Source organism: Synechococcus sp. MIT S9451 (assembly GCF_047304725.1).
In the GTDB taxonomy this organism is placed as follows: domain Bacteria; phylum Cyanobacteriota; class Cyanobacteriia; order PCC-6307; family Cyanobiaceae; genus Synechococcus_C.
In genome coordinates this window covers 596,572-613,344 of record NZ_CP138971.1, presented here as the reverse complement: position 1 = coordinate 613,344, position 16,773 = coordinate 596,572, and the positions used below count along the sequence as shown (strand labels likewise).

Genomic DNA, 16,773 nt, shown 5'->3' with positions numbered 1-16,773 from the left:
AGACCCTCACAGCGGATGCCGGCACCTGCAGCAAAAGACCAAGCCTGGGAAGCCGTGATCGGTCTCGAGACCCACGTGCAGCTGGGAACCGACAGCAAGATCTTCACGGCTGCCTCCACCACCTTCGGTGATGAACCCAACACCCATATCGATCCAGTGGTGTGCGGTTTGCCTGGCACGCTGCCGGTGCTGAATCAGAAGGTGCTCGAGTACGCCGTGAAGGCAGCGATGGCGCTGAATCTGAACATCGCTGAACACAGCAAGTTCGACCGCAAGCAATATTTCTATCCCGATCTGCCCAAGAACTACCAGATCTCTCAGTACGACGAACCGATCGCTGAAGAGGGATGGATCGAGGTGGAAGTGGCCGAAAAGGGCAAGGACACCTATTTGAAAACGATCGGCATCGAGCGCCTGCATATGGAGGAGGACGCCGGCAAACTTGTGCATGCCGGCAGTGACCGTTTGGCTGGATCCACCCACTCCCTGGTGGACTACAACCGCGCCGGTGTGGCTCTGGCAGAGATTGTCAGCAAACCGGATCTGCGTACTGGTCGTGAAGCGGCGGAATATGCCTCAGAGATCCGCAGGATTATGCGTTACCTCGCCGTTAGCGACGGAAACATGCAAGAGGGTTCTCTTCGTTGCGATGTGAATATCTCCGTGCGACGGGGCCCTGATGCACCCTTTGGCACGAAGGTTGAGATCAAGAATATGAACTCCTTCTCGGCCATTCAGAAGGCGTGCGACTACGAGATTCAGCGCCAGATCAAGGCTTACGAGAGCGGTGAAGCCATCATTCAAGAGACCCGTCTTTGGGACGAAGGCAAGCAGCTCACCAAGAGCATGCGTAGCAAGGAGGGCGCAAGCGATTACCGCTATTTCCCTGACCCTGATTTGGGGCCGATTGAGGTGAGCGTTGATCAGCGGGAAGCGTGGCGGGCTGAATTGCCGGAACTGCCTGCTGCCAAGAGGCATCGTTATGCCGAAGATCTGGGTTTGTCTCAGTACGACGCTCGCGTGCTCACCGATGAGCGGCCGATGGCGGACTACTACGAGGCGGTGGTGAATGCCGGTGCTGACGCCAAGCTTGCTGCCAACTGGATCTCTGGTGACATCGCTGCTCATGTGAACAGCAATCGGTTGAGTTATGCGGAATTGCCATTCCGCCCTGAGCAGTTGGCTGAGATGGTGCAGCTGATCGATGGCGGCAAGATCAGCGGCAAGATCGCCAAGGAGATTCTGCCCGAACTGCTGGAGAAGGGAGGTTCCCCGAAGGCGATCGTGGATGAGCGCGGGCTCGGAATGATTAGTGATCCAGCAGCGATCAGCGCCATTGTTGAAGAGCTGCTTGCAGCTCATCCCGACGAGGTTGAGGCTTTCCGTGGCGGCAAGACCAAGCTGCAGGGCTTCTTTGTCGGTCAGCTGATGAAGAAGACCGGTGGCAAGGCTGATCCCAAGCTGGCCAATCAGATCCTCAGCCAGAAGCTCAAGGGGTGAGCTTCTGGCGGTTTTGCTTCAAGGGGCTCAGATCGCTGGCCGTTGCTGAGGTGGGTACATGCCGGGCTGCTGCTGAGGTGGGTACATGCCGGGCTGCTGCTGAGGTGGGTACATGCCGGGCTGCTGCTGAGGTGGGTACATGCCGGGCTGCTGCTGAGGTGGGTACAGGCCGGGCTGCTGCTGAGGTGGGTACATGCCGGGCTGCTGCTGAGGTGGGTACATGCCGGGCTGCTGCTGAGGTGGGTACATGCCTGGCTGCTGCTGAGGTTGTGCCTGCAGCGCACCGTTGGAGATTGTCTGCAACAGAGATCGTCCATCCGGCGAGACCAGAAGCACGGTCATCAAGCTGGGGGGCTGGCCCGCTTCCTCCCAGCCTGGAGGGCCACCGGGGATCTGAAAAACGATCCCTTGAGCATTCAGCTGCACGATGCATGGGTTGCGTTCGCTGCCCTTGAACATGCAGCGGGCCGGACGGTATTTGCTGAGACCTCCGTTCATCTTCACCGCTGCATTGCGTGCCAAGTTGACGCTGCGCTGGATCGAACGGGCATCGATCACTGCCGCCCCAGGCTGAGGTCTTCCTGGTTGAACTCCTTGTGGTCCCGGACCTCCGCCCTGCTGCATTTGCATCTGCTGCTTGAGGCGGTTGATCTCTTGCTGGTTCTGTTGCAGTTGCAGTTCAGCAGCGCTTTGCGCCTGAGCGGCCGGTCCGCCCCCGCTGATCAGGGTGATGCCCAGGGCGACTGTTGTTGTGGCGCAGGTCAGGTCTTTGAGTGAGGTCATTGGAGCAGATGGGTTCCTGTCGGGTTTGATCACAAGATCGCCTGAATCGGCAGGCCTCCTCATGATGGTGATGACTGCCAATGGTGAGCTTGATCAACTGGCGCAGAAGTCAAGACAAAACCCTGCCATTGGCAGGGTTAGCAGCGTGTTGTGTTGGATGTCGTGGTTCAGAGCCTGGGTGATCAGTAGCCGTAACGGGGCTGCTGCACGTAACCGGAGTGCTGCTGGTAGCTGCTCTGCTGCTGATAGCCATAAGCAGGCTGGTGATACATAGGAGCCTGAGGAGCAGGGGCGTAGTTCACCGTCTGGTAGCCGTAGCCAGGCTGTTGCTGCATCTGCAGTTGCATCTTGAGCAGCTCGATCTCTTGCTGCTGCCTGAGCAGAGCCAGTTCAGAGGACGACACAGAAGCAGCTTGCTGACGCTGCTGGCTGCCGTTGATGATTTGGCCCAGCAGGCCACCACCCAGACCAATCAGTTGGGTTTGGGTGTCGTGCTGGCGATTGCGGCGTGCTTCCCGTGAGGCCCAGTCGCGGTGGTCTCCGCAGTCACGGCCAGCGATGAATCCACCACCATTAGGTCCACGACCACCAAGGGCGACTGAATCACAGCCGCCGGCACGGCCAAAGGTGTTGTAGGGATTGGCTTGTGCTGCAGGGCCTGCAACGGTCATCAAGGTGGCACCAGCGGCGAGGGAGGCAGCAGCGGCGGCGATGGTTTTGATCGTGGTCATTGGTGGAAGGGAGGTGTGCTCCCGGTTGCGGATGAACTCAAGATCGCCGCAATCACCTTCGGAGCTGATGACCTGCGTTGGCATGCGCTGTGAGCTTGATCACCACTGGTGTCGAGGTGCTTGAGATCGAGATGATCACAGTTAGCTGAGTGTTGAAGATTCAGCTGCTCCAGTGCAGTTGTTCGGCGATCTGTGCTTTCCAGCGCTCTGGCGCTCCGCTGTTGTCGAGCACCAGGTCAGCGTGCTGGCACTTCTCTCGCATGGGCCATTGCGCCCTGACCCTGGCCAGGGCTGCCTCTTGATCCAATCCATCTCTCTGACACAGGCGCGTCAGTTGTTGTGTTGGCGTGCACTGCACCACCCAGATTTCCGAGCACAGGGCTTCGAGTCCCGCCTCGAAAAGCAATGGAATCATCAGCACAATCGCTGATGCCTGAGGCTCTCGGTCGATCTCCTGGTTGAACCGAGCCCGCACCATTGGGTGAATCAGTTGCTCTAGCCACTGACGTTCTGCGGGGTTGTTGAACACGATCTGGCCGAGTGCTCGTCGGTCAATCCGGTGCATCTCGCTGGCGGCCGCCTCATCACTGGTATGCAGCGATGCTTCCACTTGGGGGCCATAGCGCTGGATCACGGCTTCAGCTCCTGGGCTGCCTGGGGCTAGTGCCTCGTGGGCGTAGATGTCGGCATCCAGGACAGGCAGGCCCTGCTGCTCTAGGTAATGGCCCACGCTGCTTTTGCCGCTGGCGATTCCACCCGTCAGGCCGATACGACGTTGCAGACCTTGCCAGCGGTGAGCGGAGCTCAAGAATTGGATCGGAGTCGTCACGACCAGTTTGTCGCTGGGTTGGGCACCTGGGTTGGGCCTCTGGCGGCTTAGATAGACGAACGTGGTTCGCCTTGCCGTTGGTTTCGATGGCGCAATCTGTCCGCTGGTCTCCCATCCCAGGAGGGATCACAGCACCCGATGGGTTTCAGGCTGCAGGGATCCGGGCGGGGTTGAAGGCCTCCGGTAGACGCGACCTTTCGCTTTTACTGGCGCCCGAGAATGCTGTTTGTGCCGGCACTTTCACAACTTCCGTTGTCAGGGCTGCCTGCGTCGACCTCTGTGCGGCACGTCTCCAAGAGGGCGCCCCCAGGGTTCGTGCAGTGGTGACGAATTCCGGCCAGGCCAATGCCTGTACCGGCGATCGTGGGCTGATCGACAGCCTGCGAGCCACCCAGGCCGTGGCGGATCGTCTAGGGCTGATGGCTGACCAGGTGCTGATCTGCTCCACCGGTGTGATCGGTGTGCCGATCCCGATGGACACGTTGTTGGCGGCCATGGATCCCTTGGTCTCCGCTCTTGCGGATGATGGGGGGGGCGCTGCTGCTGCAGCCATTCTCACCACCGATCTGGTGGACAAGCAGATCGCCCTTGAGGTGGAGTTGGGTGGGCGCCGGGTCCGCATCGGTGGGATGGCCAAAGGCTCGGGAATGATTCATCCCGATATGGCCACGATGCTGGGCTACCTCACCTGTGATGCCGGTGTTCCTGCTGATCGGTGGCAGGGGATGGTGCGTCATGCAGTGGATCGCTCCTTCAATGCGATCACCGTGGATGGTGACACCAGCACCAACGACACGTTTCTGGCCTTTGCGGCTGGTGAACCGCTTGCAGCGGAACAGTTCGACGCGTTGGAGGAAGGTGTGACGCTGGTGGCGCAGCATCTGGCCAAGGCCATCGCTCGGGATGGGGAGGGTGCCACCTGCCTCATCGAGGTTCACGTCGAAGGTGCCACCAGCGAGGCAGATGCACTACGGATGGCACGCACGGTGTGCTCGTCTTCACTCGTGAAAACAGCGGTGCATGGTCGTGATCCCAACTGGGGTCGGATCATTGCGGCCGCCGGTCGTTCCGGGGTCTCCTTTGATCCAGGAGCTGTCACTCTCTGGCTGGGGCCTCATCAATTGATGAGGGATGGTGCTCCGATTGGCTTTGATCAACAGGCAGCGTCTGCTTATCTTCAGTCGTGTGTGCAGGGGGCTTATCTCCAGGACGACTGTGTGCAGATCCGTCTTGGTCTTGGAGATGGTGTGAGTGAGGCAAGGTCCTGGGGCTGCGACCTGTCTGCTCAGTACGTGCGCATTAACGCCGATTACACCACCTAGGGGTGCCTCCGCAGACAGGAGCAAAAAGGGCTGGCAGGATGACAGCGCTATTCGTGCCTGAGTTGTGCCTGCGGAGAATCAGCCAAAACAGGAGAAGAAGCCACGGCGTCGCCCACGTTTCTGGGTCGGACCACTGGTGGCAGGTTCCTGTTTTGCCTTGGGCTATGGCATCACCCAGCGTGTTGTGCTCTTGCAGGCAGGCAACTCCAACGTCAAGCATCAGACCTTCACGGCGCAACGTTTTCCTGGCGAAAGCCTCGCGTCACTGCGGGGCCGCAATGAGGGAGACTCCAGGCCCCTCAGCGCTGATGTGGCGGCTCGCGAGGCTGAGCTCGCTAAAACCCGACCGCCAAAACCGAAAAAGGACGACAAAGCCTTATTGGCTGCTGAGCGCATCGCCGCTGAAGCCCGTCTGCGTCAGCAGCAGGCTGCGGCCACACCAGCTCCTGTGCTGCCTGCAGCAGTCGTGACGGTGGAGGATGGATTTGACTTGATTCCTGCTCCGGAGCTCCCGGCTGATCCTGATGCTCAGCCACGGTCTGAGTTGAAGGCTGTTGATGGATTGACGCCGGATCCTGACGTTGTTGATTTGCTCGAGTTGCCGAATCCGGAACCCTCGGCTCCTTTGGCCGTGGAGCCCGCTGTGATCCCTGTGGGAGCTCCTGCAGTCCCGACAGCGTCGCCAGTCGTGCCCTCATCGACCCCACTGCTTCAGCCAGTGCTGGAGATGCCGGTGCCGGTGTCTCCCCCAGATCCCTAAGCGGAGCTTGTGAGTCTGCGGCAATCGTCTCTATAAATTTGCCACAGTCTTCTCATAGTGGTGATACCTCATGCCTTCTCCCGATGCCCTCATGAAGGCCACTGTCAGTCGTCTGACGGCGAGGTTGGGACATGGTCTGGCTGAAGCTGCTGCTGAAGTAGCTGTTTTGGCGCAGGATGCGCCAGAGCGAATTCGACGCGAGTGGGATCTTTTTCAGGAGGAGGTTCAGGCTGAGGCTGAGCGGTTGGAGCGGGATGGCCAAGGTCCAGAGGAGTCCGTCACGCCGCCCCCGGCCGAGTCTGGAAATTCGCAGGATCAGATCGACCGTTTGCGCGCAAAAGTGGCCGACCTGAATACCCGCATGGAAGGCAGCCTCTGATGGGTTTGAAACGGTTGCGATCGCCTCTGCGTGGTGCTTTCCGTGCCCTGCGCATCTGGCGCTCCGTTCTCACCCTGATCGCCTACCTCTGGTGGGATGCACGTGAGTGGACCTATTCAGGTGGTTGCACCCCCGAGCGGCGAGCGAGGCGACAGCAGACCCGCGCCCGTTGGTTGACGGCTGAATTGCTGTCTTTGGGTTCTGCGTTTATCAAGCTTGGGCAGCTGTTGTCTGCCAGGCCGGATGTGTTGCCAGCCGGTTGGGTGGCTGAACTCGCCGACCTTCAGGACAAGGTGCCTCCCTTCTCCTTTGATCGGGCTCAGTCGGTGTTGGAGCAAGAGCTTGGCCAGCGCTGCGCCGAGATCATTGACCTGGACCAGATGCCATTAGGGGCGGCCTCCCTCGCCCAGGTGCATCGCGCCAGCCTGCGCAGTGGTCGGCAGGTGGTGCTGAAGATTCAGCGCCCTGGTCTTGAGACTTTGTTCCGCCTCGATCTGGAGGTGATGCAGCAGGTGGCTGCCGTCCTGCAGCGCCATCCGAGCTGGGGACGAGGGCGTGACTGGGTGGCGATCGCCCAGGAATGTCGCCGGGTGCTCCTGCGCGAACTGGATTTCCGCATGGAAGCCCAATACGCCGCCCGCTTCCGTCAGCAGTTTCTGGATGATCCTCGGATTCGCGTTCCTGGTGTGATCTGGGAACTCAGCACTCGCAGGGTGCTCTGTCTCGACTACCTACCTGGCATCAAGGTGAATGACCGTCCGGCTTTGCTCGAGGCCGGGATCGATCCTTCTGCCGTGGCGGAGATCGGTGCCGCCAGCTATTTGCAACAGCTGGTGCGTTTCGGGTTTTTCCACGCCGATCCCCATCCCGGCAATCTTGCTGTCGCCACTGATGGCGCCCTGATTTATTACGACTTCGGGATGATGGGTCTGCTCTCTGAAGCATTACGCCGTCGCTTGGGGTCGATGGTGCGGGCTGCGGCCTCCAGGGATGCTTCTGCACTCGTCGAGGAGATGCAGGCCGCTGGAGTGATCGCTGCTGACATTGACGCCGGTCCGGTGCGCCGCCTGGTGCGAGTGATGCTCAAGGAGGCCTTGACTCCCCCCTTCAGTGCCAACGTGATCGACCAGTTGTCTGGAGATCTCTACGAGTTGGTGTATGGCCAGCCGTTCCGGCTTCCGGTGGAGCTGATTTTTGTGATGCGGGCGCTGTCAACGTTTGAGGGAGTGGGGCGCAGCCTCGATCCCAGCTTTAGCCTTGTGGCGATTGCCAAGCCTTACCTGCTGCCCCTCATGACTGCCAGTGGATCCGGCTCCAATGATTTGTTTAATGAGTTGGGCCGCCAGGTAGGCGCCCTCAGTAGCAAGGCTGTTGCCTTCCCCAGGCGGCTCGATGAAAGTCTTGAGCGGCTTGAACAAGGGGATCTGCAGTTGCAGATTCGTATGGGCGAATCCGATCGTCAGTTCCGCCGCATGGTGACGGCGCAACATGCGATTGGCCAGTCCCTGCTGCTCGGCGCCCTGGCGCTCTCGGCGGCTTTATTAGGAGCGAGCCCGCGCCCTCTCTGGGCCCTACTGCCGCTGGCTGCTGGGGTGCCTGTCGCGATGGGATGGTTGAAGTTGCAGCTCAAATTGCGCCGTGACGCCCGCGTCGAGGGGCTATCGGGCTCAGGGCGCTGACGCAGGCATGGCTAATAGTTTGCTGCGCAGATCCTGCTGAAAAGCACGATTCCGTTCTGGTGAGATCCCAAGACTGGGCATGGCAGGAATCAGCCTGTTAAAGCTCTGCTCGAATCCTTTTGAAAAGTGGCTGCGGTTGGCGTTGGTGGGGATCACTCCGTTGTGGTCAGTTATCAGGATTGATCGGCTGTGGGCAATGCCAATGTCCATGTGGATCGCAATCCAGCGCTGATACACAAGCCAAACCGGCATCCAGAACCTCACCATGCTCCTGAGACTGTTCAGTGACTGGGGCATCACCGCCTGCAGTTCCGGGTCGCTTTGATGGACAAACAGGCGATAGCTGCTGTCCCATGCATGACGCAATGGGTTGCTGGCGTTCTGATAGCTCCAATTGCTGATGCTGCGTAACCAGGGCCGTAGCGAGCGATTGAGCAGGAATCGTTGATGCCCGTGGCGATCCAGTGCCAGATCGCTGAGCTCAGCCGTTAACAGAAAGAGGCTGGTGCAGATATCCACCGTGGGTGCCAGTTGCTGGCGACGCTGCTGGAGCCATTGCCAGCGCAGGTCATCAAAGTCGGGTTGCCTGTGCTGCTGGATCAGCAGGGGTGCTGCATCCATGCCGAATTCGTGGACGGCATCGGGGAGGCTGCAACTCAGTGCTGTAGAGCCCATTTTGGGCAGGCACTGAACGAACACATGGCGGCCATGCTTCCGGCCGGTTGCAATGGCAGCAGAGAAGTCGCGGAACCGGATCATTTCAGAGCACTGGATGTCGGCTCCCTTGCACCAGTGCTCCTTCAGCCTCCGCGCCGAACAAGGTGCACAAAGTGGTGCTGCGCATACGAGCGCCAGCCGGCCCCGCAAACCCTGGTGGATTGGCACACAGACGGGTCCCTTCCGCCACAAAGGCCACCCCTAGGGCGCGGCGCCAGTGCGGAGTGTTGTTGGCCGGCCCGTAATGCCAGACCTGCCCCTGGTGGATGTCCACATCTCCGGGTTGCATCGCCGGAAGCTGACGCATCGGTGCTCCATGGCGAACCAGCAGCCGACGCAGGCTGGCTTGGTCCGGCACATCGCTCTGCTCCGGCGGCAGCATGGCTGTTCCCTCTGCATAAACCAAGGTGCAGTGCTCAGGGATTGGATCGAGGGGGATCCAGCAGGTGTAGGACTGGCGATCGATGGGCAGGAAGTCGCGATCTCGGTGCCATGGGGTCCCCTGCCCTCCTGGGGCCTTGGTTAGCAGATCAAACTGCAGCGGTCGGATGGCTGCTAGCCCACTCACCTGTTTGACCGCTGCCACGAGGTCTGGCGCGGTGAGGAGGGCGAACAGCTCCTGGTGAAAGCGGTCAGCGGTGAGGTGGCTGCCGTCGGCCTGGATGCCCAGCAGTGCTTCCCGGCCAGCTTGTTGGCCCTGGTTGACCGCGCCGGTCTTCAGAGTCTCGTTGATCGTCGCCAGCCATTCAGAATCAAGCAGCTGGGGCACCAGCCAGTGCCCTGCTGCTTTGTGTTCTGTGTCAGGACTAGGGCCCGCGATCAGCCGTTGCCGCGGGGGCCTTGGCCAGCAGCACCGGCGTAGACGGCCTGGCTGCCCAGTTCGTCTTCGATGCGCAGCAGCTGGTTGTATTTGGCGACTCGCTCACTGCGGCTGAGGGAGCCGGTTTTAATCTGTCCGGCGCGGGTGGCGACGGACAGGTCGGCGATGGTGGTGTCTTCGGTCTCGCCGCTGCGGTGGCTGATCACGCTGGTGTAGCCGGAGCGGCCAGCCAGGTCGATCGCCTGCAAGGTTTCGGTGAGAGAACCAATTTGATTCACCTTGATCAGGATCGAGTTGGCAATGCCTTGATCGATGCCCCGCTGCAGGCGCTTGCTGTTGGTCACAAACAGGTCGTCACCCACAAGCTGCACCTTGCCGCCTAGCCGCTCTGTGAGCAGCTTCCAGCCGTCCCAGTCGTCTTCGGCCAGCCCGTCCTCGATCGACACGATGGGGAAGCGGTTGACCAGTTGCTCCAGCTGGCCGACCATCTCGGCGCTGTCATAGCTGCCTCCATCAAAGGCGTAGCGACCACCGTTGAAGAATTCGGTGCTGGCCACGTCCAAGGCCAGGGCAATCTCATCACCAGGTTTGTAGCCGGCTTGTTCGATCGCTTGAACGAGGATGTCCCCAGCTTCGATGTTGCCCAGATTGGGAGCGAAGCCACCTTCATCCCCCACGGAGGTGCTCAGGCCGCGGTCGTGGAGCAGACCCTTGAGGGTGTGAAACACCTCGGTGCCCATGCGCAGGGCTTCCCGGAAGGTGGGAGCGCCGTGGGGGACAAGCATGAACTCTTGAAAGTCCAGGCTGTTGGCGGCGTGGGCCCCGCCATTGATCACATTCATCAGGGGGACCGGCAGCAGAGAAGCCATGGGGCCGCCCAAGTAGCGATAGAGCGGAAGTCCGACGCCGTTCGCGGCAGCACGCGCTGTTGCCATGCTCACGGCCAGGATGGCGTTGGCGCCGAGATTGGATTTGTTCTCGCTGCCGTCCAGCTCTTGCATGGTGGTGTCGACGGCCGCCTGATCCAAGGCCGAGAGTCCACAGAGGGCAGGGGCAATCCGGTCTTCGATGTGGTCGACCGCTTTGGTGACACCCTTGCCCATGTAGCGGTTGCCGCCGTCCCGCAGTTCATGGGCTTCATGGGCACCGGTGCTAGCACCGCTAGGCACAATCGCCCGGCCGCTGGCTCCGCCTTCAAGCAGCACTTCTGCCTCCACCGTGGGGTTGCCGCGGGAATCCAGCACCTCCCTGGCCACGATGGTGTCGATGACGAGATCGAGGGAATCGAGCACGTGCAGCCGGTCAAAGATGAAGAGATCCTATGGAATGCCCTCTGCCGCATCCCTGTGCTCTTTGGCACCATGCGGTGAGAACGGGCGGAACCACAGCGCATGCGCATGCTTCACACCATGCTCCGAGTGGGAGATCTGGAGCGATCCCTGAGCTTCTACACCGATGTTTTGGGGATGCAGTTGCTGCGCCGCAAGGACTACCCCTCTGGCCGTTTCACCCTGGCTTTTGTGGGCTATGGGCCGGAAAGTGACAACACGGTGCTGGAGCTGACCCACAACTGGGACACCAATCAGTACGCCCTTGGGGAGGGCTACGGCCATATCGCCCTCGGTGTGGATGACATTGATGGCACGTGCCGGATGATTGCGGATCGAGGCGGCCGTGTGGTGCGTGAACCAGGTCCGATGAAGCACGGCAGCACCGTGATCGCCTTTGTGGAAGACCCCGATGGCTACAAAGTGGAATTGATCCAGCTTTCGTCTCGTTCGGACGCTGCATAAACCAGGTTCAGCCCGCCATGACCTCTTCGGCCCGCTCCAGCGTTGAACCTCCCGCCAGTCTCACGGCTGAGCCTGATCGCTTCAGCGATGACGCCTGGGAGCTTCTTCTGGCCGGGCAGGATCTCGCCCGCCGTTGGCGTCACGGTGAGCTGGATGTGGAGCATCTGCTCCAGGTGTTGTTCAGCGATCGCCATTACAGCGAGCTGGTGGATGCCCTCAGCCTCGATTGCGAAGAACTGCTTGATCAGTTGGAGGGATTTCTGGCTGATCAGCCGATGGCCCGCGGCGATGAATTGTTCATCGGTGAGGATCTTGAGGAGTTGCTGGAAGAGGCCGACCGCTGTCGTGGTCTCTGGGGCTCCCGCCTGATCGAGGTGTCCCATGTGTTGATCGCCATGGGGCGTGATCCTCGCGTTGGTGCTGATCTTCTCGAGCGGCAGGGTCTGCCGGCAGACCGTCTTGAGGCAGAGGTGCGTCAATGGCGTCCGTCACAGCGCACCGCTGTTGCGCCGAGAGACGAGGCACTGGCACCTCTCCCGTCGCGGCCTCCGATGCAGTCGACTGGTGCACAAAGCTCTGCGCGCCGGCCTCCGGCTCCGGCCTCAGGCCCCCAGCCCACCAGCCCGTCCGCCGCCGACCCTGCCATGACCCGTCGGCGCAGCAGTCGCAGCGCCCCCGTGAGCTCGGTGGCGCCACCGGAGTCAACACCGGCCGCCGATCCACTCCTGGCCGATCAGGCGCCCGAGGCAGACGCCACGGCGCTTGCGCTTTATGGCCGAGATCTCACCGCCGCCGCGTCTGAAGGCAAGCTCGATCCGGTGATCGGTCGTGACTCCGAGATCCGCCGCCTGATCAAGGTTCTCTCCCGTCGCGGCAAGAACAATCCGGTCTTGATCGGTGCCCCCGGTGTCGGCAAAACAGCCATCGCTGAGTTGCTGGCGCAGCGGATTGTTGCCGGTGAGGTGCCGGAGTCTTTACAGGGTCTTCGTCTGGTTGCTCTCGATGTCGGCGCTTTGATCGCTGGAGCCAAGTTTCGCGGCCAGTTCGAGGAACGCCTCCGCGCTGTGCTTGCCGAGGTGAGCGACCCCGATGCAGGGGTGGTGCTGTTCATCGATGAGCTGCACACGGTGGTGAGTAGCGACCGAACCAGTGCTGATGCCGGCAGCTTGCTCAAGCCCGCTCTGGCGCGGGGGGATTTGCGTTGCATCGCCGCCACAACGCCAGAGGACTACCGCCGCACGGTTGAGAAGGATCCCGCTCTGCATCGTCGCTTTCAGCAGGTTCCGATCCTGGAGCCCTCCCTCGAGCTCAGCGTGGAGATCCTGCGCGGTCTCAAGGAACGCTACGAGCTGCACCACGGGGTCACCATTACCGACGAGGCGGTGGTGGCATCCATCCGCTTGGCTGATCGCTACATCAGCGACCGTTGCCTGCCTGATAAAGCCATCGACCTCATTGATGAAGCGGCTGCGCAATTGAAAATGGATGTGACCTCCAAGCCCCAGGTTGTGGAGGATGCGGAAGCAGAGCTGCGCCGCGTGGAGTTGTCGTTGCTTGCAGCGGAGCAGGCACCGGAATCGGAAAGGGTGCAGCTCCAGCGTTCCAGGCTTGAAGCATCCAGCCACTTGGAGAACTTGCGGGATCGTTGGCAGGCTGAACGGGACCAGCTGGCGGAACTGCGGCAGTTGTTGCAGGACGATGAAGACTTGCGGCATGCGATGGCGGAAGCCGAACGCAGCAGTGACCTCGAGGAGGCGGCCCGACTGGAATACGACCAGTTGCATCGCGTTCAGCAGCGCCGCCACGATCTCGAGCAGGCCCTGGCCGAGGCCCAGGCGGCCGGTACGGCTCTACTGCGTGAGCAGGTTGAGGCTGGCGATATCGCCGACGTGGTCGCCCGCTGGACCGGCATCCCGGTGCAAAGGTTGATGGCGGGAGAGCGCCAGAAGCTGCTCGAGCTTGATGTTCACCTTGGTGAACGCGTGATTGGTCAGCCAGAAGCGGTGCAAGCTGTTGCCGCTGCCATCCGCCGTGCCCGGGCTGGGATGAAGGATCCGCGTCGTCCCGTGGGTTCTTTTCTGTTCCTGGGCCCCACAGGTGTGGGCAAGACGGAGTTGGCCAAGGCTTTGGGTGCTCTCTTGTTTGACGAGGACGAGGCCCTGGTGCGTCTGGACATGAGCGAATTCATGGAGCGCAATGCTGTGGCGCGCCTGCTTGGTGCACCCCCTGGCTATGTCGGCTACGAGGAGGGTGGGCAGCTCACGGAGGCGGTGCGTCGTCGCCCCTATGCCCTTTTATTGCTGGATGAGGTGGAGAAGGCCCATCCAGATGTGTTCAATGTGTTGCTGCAGGTGCTGGATGATGGCCGCCTCACCGATTCCCAGGGCCGCACGGTTGATTTCCGCCACACCGTTGTGGTGATGACCAGCAACTTGGCCAGCCGCGCCATTCTTGATACGGCCCGCCAGGTTCAGCAGGAGGGCTCGGATGTGGAAGCCCTGGAGCGGGCCCTTGCTGGGCAGGTGGATGACGCCATCGGCCGTCAGTTCCGTCCGGAGTTTCTCAACCGTATTGATGAAGTGATCCGCTTTCGACCTTTGGGGGTCGACGATTTGGAGCGGATCGTGCGCCTGCAGTTGGAGGACCTCTCGCTGCTGATGGCGGAGCAGGGGCTGGCCCTTGAGGTGGATCCTCCGGTGGTCAGGGCTCTGGCGGAACTTGGTCATGAGCCCGAATACGGAGCGCGCCCCCTGCGTCGTGTGCTGAGGCGCCATCTGGAGAACCCGCTGGCGACTGAACTGCTGGAGGAGCGTTTCACTGGAGCGAAGACGGTGCGTGTCAGTGCCGGGGAGACGTCGGCAGATCCCTTCCGATTCGCTGCGGACTCTTGACGAGAAAGGCATCCGGTATGGTGTCTGTTTGCCGGCAGGTGCCTTTGGTACCGGCGTCAGCACCGGCCGAGGATCCGTGACCACCCCCACCTCCGAGGACACAGCAGCGACCAAGCCTCAGGCCCCCTCTGGCGATAGCCGGAAGGGAGGGTTTGTTGCCGCCACTTTGGAAGAGCTCAAACTCGTGGTCTGGCCCACCCGTCAGCAGCTGTTCAGCGAATCAGTCGCTGTGATCTTGATGGTGAGTCTGTCGGCTGCTGCGATTGCATCAGTGAGTCGTTTCTTCGATTGGTCGGCCTCTCAGGTGTTTCGTTGATCAGCGGCAATTCCGGTCGTGATCTGTTGTTCTCGTCTTTCAGTTTTTACTTCTCCTTCGCCCGTGTCTGACGTCGACCTCACTGATCAGAGCGCTGATGTGCTCGAACTGCCAGCCCCCAACGAGGGTGAAGTCGGTACGGCTTCGGTGGCACGCACAGCCATTGCCCGCTGGTACGCGGTGCAAGTGGCGTCCAGTTGTGAGAAGAAGGTGAAGGCCACCCTGGAGCAGCGAGCTGTCACCCTCGGCGTCAGCAACCGCATCCTTGAGATCGAGATTCCCGAAACGCCCGCGGTCAAGATCAAGAAGGACGGCAGCCGTCAGTCCACCGAGGAGAAGGTCTTCCCCGGATACGTACTGGTGCGCATGGTTCTGGATGAGGACACGATGATGGCGGTACGAAGCACCCCCAACGTGATTAATTTCGTCGGGGCTGAGGACCGTCGTGCCACTGGTAAGGCCCGTGGTCATATCAAACCCAGACCTCTGAGCCGTTCGGAGGTGGATCGCATCTTCAAGCGGGCGGCAGAGAAGAAGACTGTGGTCAAGGTTGATCTCACCGAAGGTGATCAAATCCTGGTGACCGCCGGGCCCTTTAAGGATTTCCAAGGCGAAGTGATCGAGGTCTCGGGCGAGCGCAGCAAGCTCAAGGCTTTGCTGTCGATTTTCGGGCGGGAAACCCCGGTCGAACTCGAGTTTTCCCAGGTCAGTAAACAAGGCTGATCCAGCGGCGGCCGTCTCCCTGCGGAGGGCGGCCTCTGAGGTGGTTCACCACCTCGCCGCACCTGCCCCGAGGGTCAGGTGATCCGCAGATGTCCAACCCCGCTAGCCGATGGCCAAGAAAGTCGTAGCTGTGATCAAGCTGGCCCTTCAGGCCGGCAAAGCCAACCCTGCACCACCGGTGGGCCCTGCCCTCGGTCAGCACGGGGTCAACATCATGGCGTTCTGCAAGGAATACAACGCCCGCACGCAGGACAAGGCCGGGTTCGTGATTCCGGTGGAGATCTCGGTCTTCGAAGACCGCAGCTTCACCTTCATCACCAAGACGCCTCCGGCGTCGGTGCTGATCACCAAAGCCGCTGGAATCCCCAAAGGTTCCGGTGAGTCCGCCAAGGGAAGTGTTGGTTCCATCAACCGCGCCCAGCTCGAGGAAATCGCTAAGACAAAGCTGCCCGATCTCAACTGCACCAGCGTTGAGTCGGCGATGCGCATCATTGAAGGCACCGCCCGCAACATGGGCGTCGCCATCAGTGACTAACGCGTTCAGCCTTTCAGCGTTTTCCGCATTCCGTTCACCTCATTGGGGGAGACCTTTCCGGTCGCCTGCACCCCGTACCTGTCATGCCCAAACTCTCTAAGCGTCTGGCCAGCCTCGTCGGCAAGATCGAGGACCGTGCCTACGAACCTCTTGACGCGATCAAGATCGTCAAGGACAACGCCAACGCCAAATTTGACGAAACGATCGAAGCGCATGCGCGCCTTGGCATTGATCCCAAGTACACCGATCAGCAGCTTCGCACCACCGTCGCTTTGCCTGAAGGCACTGGTCAGACCGTGCGCATTGCCGTGATTTCTCGTGGTGAGAAGGTGGCCGAGGCCAAGGCTGCTGGTGCCGAGCTCGCCGGCGATGACGATCTGGTGGAGACCATCGCCAAGGGCGAGATGGATTTCGACCTGCTGATTGCCACCCCCGACATGATGCCCAAGGTGGCCAAGTTGGGTCGTGTGCTTGGTCCCCGTGGCCTGATGCCGAACCCCAAAGCTGGCACCGTCACGACCGATCTGGCTTCGGCGATCAAGGAATTCAAGGCCGGCAAACTCGAATTCCGTGCCGATCGCACTGGCATTGTTCACGTGCGTTTCGGCAAGGCAAGCTTCTCTGCTGAAGCCCTGCTGAATAACCTCAAGACTCTGCAGGAAACGATCGACCGCAACAAGCCCTCTGGCGCCAAAGGTCGTTATTGGAAGAGCCTTTACGTGACCTCGACCATGGGTCCCTCTGTGGAAGTGGATGTCACGGCGTTGCAGGACATCGCTCAGGACGAGTGATCACTGCGTCGAGTCGTTCAGAAGGCAAAGCCTCCACCTTGGTGGGGGCTTTGTTGTAAGTTGGGCAACTGGCGAAAGCCAGACGGGCACGCGCCCGGCCAAAGACAGCAGGTGATCGTGTTGGTTGAAGACCTGCTCTTCAACCGATTGATATAAGCCCTGCCGAGGACAACGCAACGATTTTTCTCCCTTTGGGATTGGATC

At 60.8% G+C, this 16,773-nt stretch carries 17 protein-coding genes; 11 read left to right on the top strand and 6 right to left on the bottom strand.

Annotated elements, in window-relative coordinates; translation table 11 throughout:
* The first annotated feature begins 15 nt into the window (after positions 1-15).
* Positions 16-1,500, top strand: a complete 1,485-nt coding sequence (gene gatB / locus SIB72_RS03345) for an Asp-tRNA(Asn)/Glu-tRNA(Gln) amidotransferase subunit GatB (RefSeq protein ID WP_413744592.1) — start codon at positions 16-18, stop codon at positions 1,498-1,500.
* A gap of 27 nt (positions 1,501-1,527) precedes the next feature.
* On the opposite strand, the gene SIB72_RS03340 is transcribed toward gatB, so the two are convergent.
* The 3 genes from SIB72_RS03340 to coaE all read right to left on the bottom strand — a co-directional run bounded on the left by SIB72_RS03340 (position 1,528) and on the right by coaE (position 3,822).
* Positions 1,528-2,283 (bottom strand): hypothetical protein, encoded by a 756-nt coding sequence (locus SIB72_RS03340; RefSeq protein WP_413744591.1) that lies wholly within the window; start codon positions 2,281-2,283, stop codon positions 1,528-1,530.
* Positions 2,284-2,465: 182 nt separating this feature from the next.
* Positions 2,466-3,098, bottom strand: a complete 633-nt coding sequence (locus SIB72_RS03335) for a hypothetical protein (protein WP_413744590.1) — start codon at positions 3,096-3,098, stop codon at positions 2,466-2,468.
* 76 nt (positions 3,099-3,174) lie between these two features.
* Entirely contained in the window at positions 3,175-3,822 is a 648-nt protein-coding gene (gene coaE, locus SIB72_RS03330) for a dephospho-CoA kinase (RefSeq protein ID WP_413744589.1), read from the bottom strand.
* 107 nt (positions 3,823-3,929) lie between these two features.
* Between coaE and argJ the strand changes: the two genes are divergently transcribed.
* The 4 genes from argJ (at position 3,930) to SIB72_RS03310 (ending at position 7,983) form a co-directional block, all read left to right on the top strand.
* Positions 3,930-5,165: a bifunctional glutamate N-acetyltransferase/amino-acid acetyltransferase ArgJ gene (gene argJ, locus SIB72_RS03325; protein WP_413744588.1), complete on the top strand. Its 1,236-nt coding sequence runs from the start codon at positions 3,930-3,932 to the stop codon at positions 5,163-5,165.
* Between the two features lie 136 nt (positions 5,166-5,301).
* A complete protein-coding gene (locus SIB72_RS03320) occupies positions 5,302-5,925 on the top strand; it encodes a hypothetical protein (RefSeq protein WP_413744587.1) in 624 nt (207 codons plus the stop codon).
* Between the two features lie 70 nt (positions 5,926-5,995).
* On the top strand, positions 5,996-6,304 hold the full coding sequence (locus SIB72_RS03315; protein ID WP_115121153.1) for a hypothetical protein: 309 nt from the start codon (positions 5,996-5,998) through the stop codon (positions 6,302-6,304).
* Complete coding sequence (locus tag SIB72_RS03310) at positions 6,304-7,983, top strand: ABC1 kinase family protein (protein WP_413744586.1); 1,680 nt, start codon at positions 6,304-6,306, stop codon at positions 7,981-7,983. Before SIB72_RS03315 ends, SIB72_RS03310 begins: the two co-directional genes overlap by 1 nt.
* Here SIB72_RS03310 and SIB72_RS03305 read toward each other — a convergent pair.
* Genes SIB72_RS03305 through eno form a run of 3 tightly spaced genes read right to left on the bottom strand, consistent with a single transcriptional unit; the run spans position 7,972 to position 10,812 of the window.
* Positions 7,972-8,742: a hypothetical protein gene (locus tag SIB72_RS03305; protein ID WP_413744585.1), complete on the bottom strand. Its 771-nt coding sequence runs from the start codon at positions 8,740-8,742 to the stop codon at positions 7,972-7,974. The genes SIB72_RS03310 and SIB72_RS03305 overlap by 12 nt on opposite strands.
* A gap of 1 nt (position 8,743) precedes the next feature.
* Positions 8,744-9,520: a phytanoyl-CoA dioxygenase family protein gene (locus tag SIB72_RS03300; protein ID WP_413745028.1), complete on the bottom strand. Its 777-nt coding sequence runs from the start codon at positions 9,518-9,520 to the stop codon at positions 8,744-8,746.
* Positions 9,520-10,812: a phosphopyruvate hydratase gene (gene eno / locus SIB72_RS03295; RefSeq protein ID WP_413744584.1), complete on the bottom strand. Its 1,293-nt coding sequence runs from the start codon at positions 10,810-10,812 to the stop codon at positions 9,520-9,522. Before eno ends, SIB72_RS03300 begins: the two co-directional genes overlap by 1 nt.
* Before the next feature lie 99 nt (positions 10,813-10,911).
* Between eno and gloA the strand changes: the two genes are divergently transcribed.
* The 6 genes from gloA to rplA all read left to right on the top strand — a co-directional run bounded on the left by gloA (position 10,912) and on the right by rplA (position 16,569).
* Positions 10,912-11,313, top strand: coding sequence for a lactoylglutathione lyase (gene gloA / locus SIB72_RS03290; protein WP_413744583.1), 402 nt, complete (start codon positions 10,912-10,914; stop codon positions 11,311-11,313).
* Between the two features lie 17 nt (positions 11,314-11,330).
* Positions 11,331-14,204 (top strand): AAA family ATPase, encoded by a 2,874-nt coding sequence (locus SIB72_RS03285; protein ID WP_413744582.1) that lies wholly within the window; start codon positions 11,331-11,333, stop codon positions 14,202-14,204.
* A 76-nt stretch (positions 14,205-14,280) separates the two neighbouring features.
* Positions 14,281-14,520, top strand: a complete 240-nt coding sequence (gene secE, locus SIB72_RS03280; RefSeq protein WP_115016143.1) for a preprotein translocase subunit SecE — start codon at positions 14,281-14,283, stop codon at positions 14,518-14,520.
* 63 nt (positions 14,521-14,583) lie between these two features.
* The gene (nusG, locus tag SIB72_RS03275; RefSeq protein ID WP_115016069.1) at positions 14,584-15,243 is read left to right on the top strand and encodes a transcription termination/antitermination protein NusG; all 660 of its coding nucleotides are present in this window, start codon (positions 14,584-14,586) and stop codon (positions 15,241-15,243) included.
* A gap of 109 nt (positions 15,244-15,352) precedes the next feature.
* A complete protein-coding gene (gene rplK, locus SIB72_RS03270) occupies positions 15,353-15,778 on the top strand; it encodes a 50S ribosomal protein L11 (RefSeq protein WP_115016070.1) in 426 nt (141 codons plus the stop codon).
* An 83-nt stretch (positions 15,779-15,861) separates the two neighbouring features.
* The gene (rplA, locus tag SIB72_RS03265; protein ID WP_115016072.1) at positions 15,862-16,569 is read left to right on the top strand and encodes a 50S ribosomal protein L1; all 708 of its coding nucleotides are present in this window, start codon (positions 15,862-15,864) and stop codon (positions 16,567-16,569) included.
* Positions 16,570-16,773: the final 204 nt, after the last annotated feature.